This window comes from Candidatus Magnetominusculus dajiuhuensis (genome assembly GCF_046044395.1).
Lineage (GTDB): Bacteria > Nitrospirota > Thermodesulfovibrionia > Thermodesulfovibrionales > Magnetobacteriaceae > Magnetominusculus > Magnetominusculus dajiuhuensis.
On sequence record NZ_JBJUSG010000146.1, the window covers coordinates 1 to 7,887 of the forward strand.

Below are 7,887 nucleotides of genomic sequence, written 5' to 3' on the forward strand. Positions count from 1 at the left end.
TTCTCTGTAAACACGCATTCTCACTATCATTTTACCTTCACCGAGAATTGCTGGCAATCTTTGCATCCATGCAGTTGACATACGCCGCCGAATAGTTTTAAATTGGGATAGATTGTTGCGTTAGCAGTGGAAATGCCAATCGTCTGCCCCTGCCATTTAAGGGGCATATCTTCTGTTATGAGAGCTGTACTATGCGTTTGTATTTAAAGGCGGGCGATAAGGTAACACACCTTCACTCTGCGGCGTGGGGAGTGGGCGAGGTCGTCGAAGAAAGGCACTCAGTCCTTGCCGGTGGGTTTTGTTTTGTCAGGATAAGTTTTGAAGACGGCGAAGACCGGTCATTTATCAACGACCTTGATCATCAGTGTTGCTGCTATTACACTGGCATTCGTGTGCTATACTAAGACATGAGTGGTGGCCCTTCATTAAGTTTTTCACCGTTAGAGACCCCTATTGGATGGATTTATGTCGTCTCAGACGGGGTTTTTGTGACTGAAATCGCGTTTGAGAGGCCGCCATATCCAGAGGGACAGGCCGGGGGCGATGCGGCCATACAGCTTCAGGAGTATTTTAAAGGTGAGAGGTTTGTCTTTGACGCCGCAATAAATCCCGGTAGGGTTTCCGCGTTTTACACGGTTGTATATAAGGCCTTGGGAGAAATCCCGTACGGCGTTACATGTTCATACAAGAAACTCGCCGAAAGGGCGGGCAGGCCCTCCGCGGCTCGGGCAGTAGGACAGGCAATGCGCAACAACCCCATACCGATTATCCTGCCCTGCCACAGGGTAATTGCCTCAGACGGCTCATTAGGCGGCTATTCGGGTGGTGTGGCTATCAAAGAGAAACTCCTCGCCCTTGAAAGACAATACGCAATTACCCGCAAGGATACAGCGACATGGACGCCGAATCACTAAGGAATTTTATTGAAAATGCCGCTGGCAGGCCGGTAGCCCTTACGCTCACCAATAACTCTACGAGTATGTTATCACTAAGGCATGGCCCTAAGGGGGATATATACATCCGCATACACCGCATGTTTTTGGATGCCGGGGCCGCGGTCATCAAAGAGATTGCTGATTTTGTTATCAACCGGGGGAAAAGAACCCCCCTGATTCGGGAGTTTATCAGGAATAACCATAGCAGCCCTGAAAAACCTGCAAGGAGACAACCCGCCATCACCCACGAGGGGAAACATCACAATCTTAAACTCATTTACGATTGTCTAAACGAAGAGTATTTTAACAGACGCCTCGCCCTTGACATTACATGGGGCAGGAGGCAGACTAAAACCGTTTATCGAATAAGACGCCTTGGGAGCTGCAACAGCGCCAGCAGCCTGATAACAATACACAGGGCACTTGATAAGCCCACTGTGCCGCGATATTTTGTAGAATACGTGGTATATCACGAAATGTTGCACGCGGCACTTGGCATAAAGCTGAAAAATGGAAGACGCTCCATCCACGGCAGGGATTTTAAACTCAGGGAAAGGCAGTTCAGGGATTTCGACAGGGCGATAAACTTCCTGAAATACAAACTCTGATGCGAGAATAGGGGTGCAGGGGGGTTACCTCCCTGCGTCTTTAATCCTTTACAGCCGAGACACAAAAAGCAGGCCCGTTGGGGTGGCTTGTGTGGTCGAAGCCGATTTGAAAACCACCGTAGCCAAAGTGCTTTAAACACAAAAGTATGTCCTCTCTGGTCATCCAATAGCTGTACGGGGAGCTTCCGCCGCAGAAGGATACACAATCAAGGGCGCTATGGTAGTTCTGCTTATAAAGAACGTGTGAAAATCCCATGTATTCGCTCTCTACTGAATCCGCACCGTCGAAATGCCCTAAGGCGGTAGGGTTTCCCTCAACAAGGGCCTTGTCATAATAATGTGTCCAGAGCATCACCTTATTCGATACCCTTGAGATCAGATATATTAATTCGGCTGGGTTTACCATGTGATAGAGAACACCACTTGCTATGCAGACATCGAACGTGTCTGAGGCGCTTTTGAGATAGTCAACAAAATTGCCAAGCATGAAGTGTGAACTCTTCATGTCGTATATCTCTTTCACAATGAGACATTTCAGAAAAGAACGGGTGTTCATCTCTATGGCAAGAATGAAGTCAGCGCCGCGTTTGTCCATCATATAGGTATGGGCGGCCTCAAATGGGCCGAGTTCAAGGACACGTGTCCCCTTAAAGCTCCCGAATTGCTCCTCGGTCCAGGGGATGCGGGCGTCGTTGAAGAGTTCGTCCTTCCCGGCGGTAAGCCCATCGCAGGGAAGCTTTGATATCCATTCGCCCTTAAATATATCAATGGCCGTTTGTGCAGACGGGGCGGCGTTAATGTATTCGTCGAGTATGTTCATGAAGGCTGCCCGATATGAATGGCATGAACGGGGCAGTTCTCCTCTGCGGCCTCGCAGCACCCGGCGTAGTCACAGCCGTCAGGGTCAATAATTTGTGATTTGCCGATGGCCTCATCAACAAAAAAGACCGCCGGACATATCTCCTCGCACCTGCCGCATCCTATACATGTGTCTTCGTCTATTTCGATGTGCATGACTACAAGTATAGCATAAAACTGGAATTGCCGACACGGGTTTTTTTATCGGGGGCGGGGGTAATCTTAAACGCCTTTTTCCACTGTCCTGCCTGCTACGGCGAGTTTGTTAAGGGCATTGATATACGCCTTGGCGGAGGCCACGATAATGTCCGGGTCTGAGGCGCTTGCGCGCACTATGCGGCTATCCTCTTCCAACAGCACCATCACCTCGCCGAGGGCGTCTGTGCCGCCGGTCAGCCCTTTTATCTCATATTTCTTCAACTCGCTCTTTGTCCCCGTCAATTCTTTTATGGCGTTATATACCGCGTCAACAGGGCCGTCTCCCGTGCCTTCCATTTCCCTCATCTCGCCCCTGATTGAGAGTTTTATTTTTGCCGCCGGCTTTTGCCCCGTACCGCTTACCACATATAACGACGAAAAAGAATAAACATTGCTTTCTTTTGTAATCTCATCCGTTATGAGGGCCTCTATGTCCTCGTCAAATATGTGCTTTTTCTGGTCGCAGAGGGCCTTAAAACGCTCAAACGCCTTATTAATTTCCTCTTCTGTCAAAGACTGAAACCCTATCGCCGATAGTCTGTCCTTAAAGGCGTGCCGCCCGGAGTGCTTGCCCAGTATGAGTTTGCTTTTTGGGATACCTATCTCTTCGGGGTTGAGAATCTCATAAGTAGAGCGTTCCTTCAGGAAACCGTCCTGATGAATGCCCGATTCGTGGGCGAAGGCGTTGTCCCCAACTATGGCCTTATTCGGCTGAACTGTCATGCCGGTAATTCTTGAGACCATCTTGCTTGTCTTATATATCTCACGCGTGTTTATCCTCGTGTCGGCGTCGAAAAACTTTGGCCTCGTCTTTAATGCCATTACTATTTCCTCTAATGAGGCGTTGCCTGCGCGTTCTCCTATGCCGTTTATCGTACACTCTACCTGCCCGGCACCACTCAGTACGGCTGAGATAGAGTTGGCCACGCCAAGTCCAAGGTCGTTGTGGCAGTGAATTGAAATCACGGCCTTATCAACATTAGGTACCCTGTCCATTAAATATGCGATGAGTTGGCTGTATTCCTGTGGAACTGTGTATCCAACCGTGTCAGGAATGTTTACCGTCGTTGCCCCCGCCTTTATCACATCCTCTGTAACACGGCAGAGATAGTCCCAGTCTGAGCGCGTGGCGTCCTCGGCGGAGAACTCTACGTCGTTCGTGTATTTACGCGCGTGCCGCACTGCCTTAACAGACATTGCAAGCACCGCCTCTCTGTCCATCTTCAGCTTATACTTCAGGTGAATGTCGCTGGTGGCTATGACTATATGAATCCTGCCGCTTTCGGCATTTTTTACCGCCCCGGCAACACGGTCTATGTCCTTTTCCACCGCCCGTGCAAGGCCGCAGACTGTAACGCCTTTGACCTCGTCTGCGATTCTTTTTACGGCATCGAAATCCCCCTGGCTCGTTATGGGAAAACCGGCCTCAATTATATCAACATTGAGCCGTGCCAGTTGCCGTGCGATTTTAAGTTTCTCCTCCACGTTCATCGTAGCCCCGGGGGACTGCTCTCCGTCTCTTAGTGTCGTATCGAATACCTTAATTATCCTCACTGCGTGCCCCCCGTGGTGTTTCGGTTCGGTCTTGTCTTCCTCGTGTAAAGCAAATAAGAATTTTCCACTATTCCCGCCAGTAAATACAAAATTGCAAGCGCAAAGAGGGCAATCGGCGGATGCATAACGATAACCGACAGGAGTACTATGAGAAGGACAAGGAAAATAAACGGTTTTCTCGTCTTTAAATTCAGCTCCTTCGCGCCGTGGAACCTTAGAGTGCTTATCATAAACACGGCAAGCACCACTGTCAAAATCAATACGAAAACACTCTTGCCGGGAGAACTACCCCACATTGTATGGTAAAAAATCACATACGTGGCTAAAATAGTCGCCGCCGCGGGTATAGGCATACCAGTGAAATGCTTACTCTCTGTGGAGACCATCTGAACATTATATCTTGCAAGACGCAGCGCCCCGCAACTTGCATAGAGAAACGCCGCCGCCCAGCCAATACGCCCAAAAGGCGCCAGCGCCCAGCTAAAGACCATCACCGCCGGAGCAATTCCAAAGGCAACCTGATCAGAGAGGGAATCCAGCTCTATGCCGAATCTCGACGTGCTGTTGGTAATCCTTGCCGTCCAGCCGTCCAGGCCGTCAAATATATTAGCTATCATTATTGCCCAGCCAGCATAGACAAACTCCCCCTTCAGTGATGAGATTATGGAGTAGAAACCAAAAAACATCCCGCAAAGGGTCAGGGCATTGGGCAATATGTAAACCCCACGCTTCATTACACGCCTTCTCCTTCCGGGCTGACATCGTCACATCGGGCGATTACGGTCACGCCTGCAAGCACCTTGTCCCCCTGCTTTACAACCACCTTAGCTGCCAGAGGCAGATAAATATCCACCCTTGAGCTGAACTTTATAATGCCGTAGCGCTGACCCTGTTTGAGTGTATCACCTGGCCTTACCCTGCACACGGCGCGTCTGGCTATTGAGCCTGCCACCTGTCTGAGCAGGATGTCTCCTTTTTTTGTCTTCATTACCATTGCGATGTTGTCGTTTTTGAGCGAGGCCTCATCCAGAAAGGCCTTCTTAAAGCTCCCCGGCGTGTGCTTTACGCTCATAACCTCGCCGTCACAGGGGGCGCGGTTGACGTGTACGTTTAACGGCGACATGAATATGCTTATCTTCCTCACATCCTTCTTCAGAAACTCCTCTTCTTTCACCTCAATGACAAGGAGAATCTTCCCGTCAGCCGGTGAGATAACGGCACCGCCGTCGGTGGGTGTTACTCGCTCCGGGTCCCTGAAAAAGTACAACATAAAGAGGGTAATAGCAAACGGTATAGCCGTAATCCAGTTCTTCAGGGTAATGAATACAGCAACGGTGGCGGCGACTGCCCCAAGTATGAACGGCCGCCCTTCAGGAGCAAATTTAACCATAATTTTCCTTGTTGTATTTTATTTGAACAATTTCCACTCCGCATATTATATTATATAGCTGTCATTAAATGCCAGACCGCTAATATATTAGGAGGAGGAAATGATGTCAGGAAAGCTGTTGTTGGCGTTCATAATAGTGCTTCTGGCCGCCGCGAGTTGCTTCGCCGCCTATGAGACGGACAGTTGCCACGACCTTTATGACATATACGGCGGCTGCTTCAAACAAGGGAAGGCAATAGCCAAAATAAAGTGCAAGGCCCTCGCCGATGAACTATGGCAACATTTTCTTGACAAGGCGACAACCCCAAAGGAAGAGCAAATCTCTGGCGCGGTTGCCGATATTTGCGAGGATGGCTGTCTTGACGCCATAGAAAAGGGCGAGCCTCTTTCTATTCATTCCTTCAGAGAGCAGTACTGTAAATAATATTGTAAGGAGAGCGCAATGCGATATTCGAAGTTACTAATCCCGACACTCAAGGAAACCCCCTCCGAGGCTGAGGCCATTAGCCATATACTGATGATTCGCGGCGGGTACATCAGGCAGCTTGCCGCCGGGTTGTATATCTCGCTGCCCTTGTTTGTGCGGGTAATGGAAAAGATAAACACGATAATCCGGCAGGAGATGAGCAGAATCGGGGCGCAGGAGCTGTCCATGCCCGTGCTGCACCCGGCCGAGGTGTGGCAGAAGACCGGCAGATGGGATGCTATCGGCGATGAGATGTTTCGCCTTAAAGACAGGACAGACCGCGATATGTGCCTTGCCATGACGCACGAGGAGATAATGACATGGCTTGCGGCAAAGGAACTGCGCTCATATCGGGATTTGCCCCAGATGTGGTATCAGATTCAGACGAAACTGCGCGACGAGGCCCGCCCCAAAAGCGGCATTCTGCGCACGCGGGAATTCATAATGAAAGATAGTTACAGTTTTGACGCCGATGAGGCCGGGCTGAATGAGAGCTATAAGCTGCACGCGGCGGCCTATCACAGGATATTTGCCCGCTGCGGCTTACTATTTTATCAGGTAGAGTCTGACCCCGGCATGATGGGCGGCACTACGGCTCACGAGTTCATGGCCCCAAGCGACGCCGGTGAGGACGAAATTGCCCTGTGTGGCAGGTGCGGCTATGCGGCGAATGTGGAGCTTGCCGTCAGTGTACCGCCTGAGCATCCCACTGTTGACATGCCATTTGAGGAGGTCTATACGCCGGACAAGAAATCTGTCAACGAGGTATCTGAGTTTCTCAAACTACCGCCTCATAGTTTTATTAAGAGCCTGCTTCTCATTGCAAAAGACGGCGAAAAAAATATTCCAGTGCTTGCCCTTTTGCGCGGAGACGAGGAGCTGCACGAGTTGAAGACCCAGCGCGCAATAGGCCGACAGTACAGACCGGCGCACAAAGAGGAAATCGTTGAGATTCTCGGCGTTGAGGCCGGGTTTATAGGCCCGGTAAATATGATAAATAAAGAAATCCGAGTAATCGCCTCAACAACGCTTAAAAAAGGCCTCTACGTAAGCGGCGCCAATAAAAAGGACTACCATATTAAGGGCATAAACCCGGATGTTCATTTTCAGGCGGAGTGGCACGACATCCGCGTGATAAAAGAAGACGAAAGGTGTGTGATTTGCGGCGCGCCGTTGAAAATCCGAAAGGTAATCGAGATAGGCAATATCTTTAAACTGGGAACAAAATACTCCGTGCCGCTTAACGCCGTATATCTGAACAAGGACGGGATTGAAGTCCCAATAATAATGGGGAGCTATGGCATAGGGCCGGCAAGGGTGGCGGCGGCGGCGATTGAGCAAAACAACGACGAAAACGGCATCATCTGGCCAGTGTCCATAGCCCCGTTTACGGTGCTGATACTGCCGTTAAACATCAGCGACGAGGAGACAGTAAAAACGGCTGATTTGATCTGTGCCGCCCTGAAGTCAAAGGGGATAGACTTTTTGATAGACGATAGGGACACCCGCCCGGGGATAAAATTTAAAGACGCCGATTTGACAGGCATACCGTATCAGATAATCATAGGGGCGAAAAACCTCAAAGACGGCCTCGTCGAGATAAAAAACAGGCGGACGAAAGAGACGGTCAAAGTGCCGCCGGACAACGCCGCTGAAAATATCAGCAGATTGACGGCTGTAATGTGAAATTATTATAAAGGCTATGGGAATCTTTATATGAACTGTACCACTAAAACCCTTAGTTTATCGCCGTATATTAATGCCTCATTTTTACGGTTATTAAGTATATCACTTTCACAGCATTATTTGTGTCACTGTTTATAGTAACGTAAGCGTCAAGAAAACCCCATCTTTACAGTGGGGGTAGCAGATGTCATA

The 7,887-nt window shown here is 49.7% G+C and carries 10 protein-coding genes; 5 read left to right on the plus strand and 5 right to left on the minus strand.

Annotation, left to right across the window (positions count from 1 at the left end; translation table 11 throughout):
* The first annotated feature begins 191 nt into the window (after positions 1-191).
* The 3 genes from AB7D94_RS15120 (at position 192) to AB7D94_RS15130 (ending at position 1,543) form a co-directional block, all read left to right on the plus strand.
* Entirely contained in the window at positions 192-404 is a 213-nt protein-coding gene (locus AB7D94_RS15120) for a DUF3553 domain-containing protein (protein WP_420266808.1), read from the plus strand.
* A gap of 84 nt (positions 405-488) precedes the next feature.
* Positions 489-914: a methylated-DNA--[protein]-cysteine S-methyltransferase gene (locus AB7D94_RS15125; protein ID WP_420266809.1), complete on the plus strand. Its 426-nt coding sequence runs from the start codon at positions 489-491 to the stop codon at positions 912-914.
* Complete coding sequence (locus AB7D94_RS15130; RefSeq protein WP_420266810.1) at positions 896-1,543, plus strand: SprT-like domain-containing protein; 648 nt, start codon at positions 896-898, stop codon at positions 1,541-1,543. Before AB7D94_RS15125 ends, AB7D94_RS15130 begins: the two co-directional genes overlap by 19 nt.
* 40 nt (positions 1,544-1,583) lie before the next feature.
* Here the strand turns inward: AB7D94_RS15130 and AB7D94_RS15135 are convergent, their stop codons facing one another.
* The 5 genes from AB7D94_RS15135 to AB7D94_RS15155 all read right to left on the minus strand — a co-directional run bounded on the left by AB7D94_RS15135 (position 1,584) and on the right by AB7D94_RS15155 (position 5,543).
* Positions 1,584-2,363, minus strand: a complete 780-nt coding sequence (locus AB7D94_RS15135) for a DUF1698 domain-containing protein (RefSeq protein ID WP_420266812.1) — start codon at positions 2,361-2,363, stop codon at positions 1,584-1,586.
* On the minus strand, positions 2,360-2,557 hold the full coding sequence (locus AB7D94_RS15140) for a ferredoxin (RefSeq protein ID WP_420266814.1): 198 nt from the start codon (positions 2,555-2,557) through the stop codon (positions 2,360-2,362). Before AB7D94_RS15140 ends, AB7D94_RS15135 begins: the two co-directional genes overlap by 4 nt.
* 66 nt (positions 2,558-2,623) lie before the next feature.
* Positions 2,624-4,153 carry a 2-isopropylmalate synthase gene (locus AB7D94_RS15145; protein ID WP_420266815.1) on the minus strand — a complete coding sequence of 510 codons (1,530 nt, stop codon included), beginning with the start codon at positions 4,151-4,153 and terminating at the stop codon, positions 2,624-2,626.
* On the minus strand, positions 4,150-4,887 hold the full coding sequence (pssA, locus tag AB7D94_RS15150) for a CDP-diacylglycerol--serine O-phosphatidyltransferase (RefSeq protein ID WP_420266816.1): 738 nt from the start codon (positions 4,885-4,887) through the stop codon (positions 4,150-4,152). Before pssA ends, AB7D94_RS15145 begins: the two co-directional genes overlap by 4 nt.
* Positions 4,887-5,543 carry a phosphatidylserine decarboxylase family protein gene (locus AB7D94_RS15155; RefSeq protein WP_420266817.1) on the minus strand — a complete coding sequence of 219 codons (657 nt, stop codon included), beginning with the start codon at positions 5,541-5,543 and terminating at the stop codon, positions 4,887-4,889. The genes pssA and AB7D94_RS15155 overlap by 1 nt, the downstream gene beginning before the upstream one ends.
* A gap of 100 nt (positions 5,544-5,643) precedes the next feature.
* Between AB7D94_RS15155 and AB7D94_RS15160 the strand changes: the two genes are divergently transcribed.
* Positions 5,644-5,967: a hypothetical protein gene (locus AB7D94_RS15160; protein WP_420266818.1), complete on the plus strand. Its 324-nt coding sequence runs from the start codon at positions 5,644-5,646 to the stop codon at positions 5,965-5,967.
* Between the two features lie 18 nt (positions 5,968-5,985).
* Entirely contained in the window at positions 5,986-7,695 is a 1,710-nt protein-coding gene (locus tag AB7D94_RS15165) for a proline--tRNA ligase (RefSeq protein ID WP_420266819.1), read from the plus strand.
* The last annotated feature ends 192 nt before the right edge of the window (positions 7,696-7,887 follow it).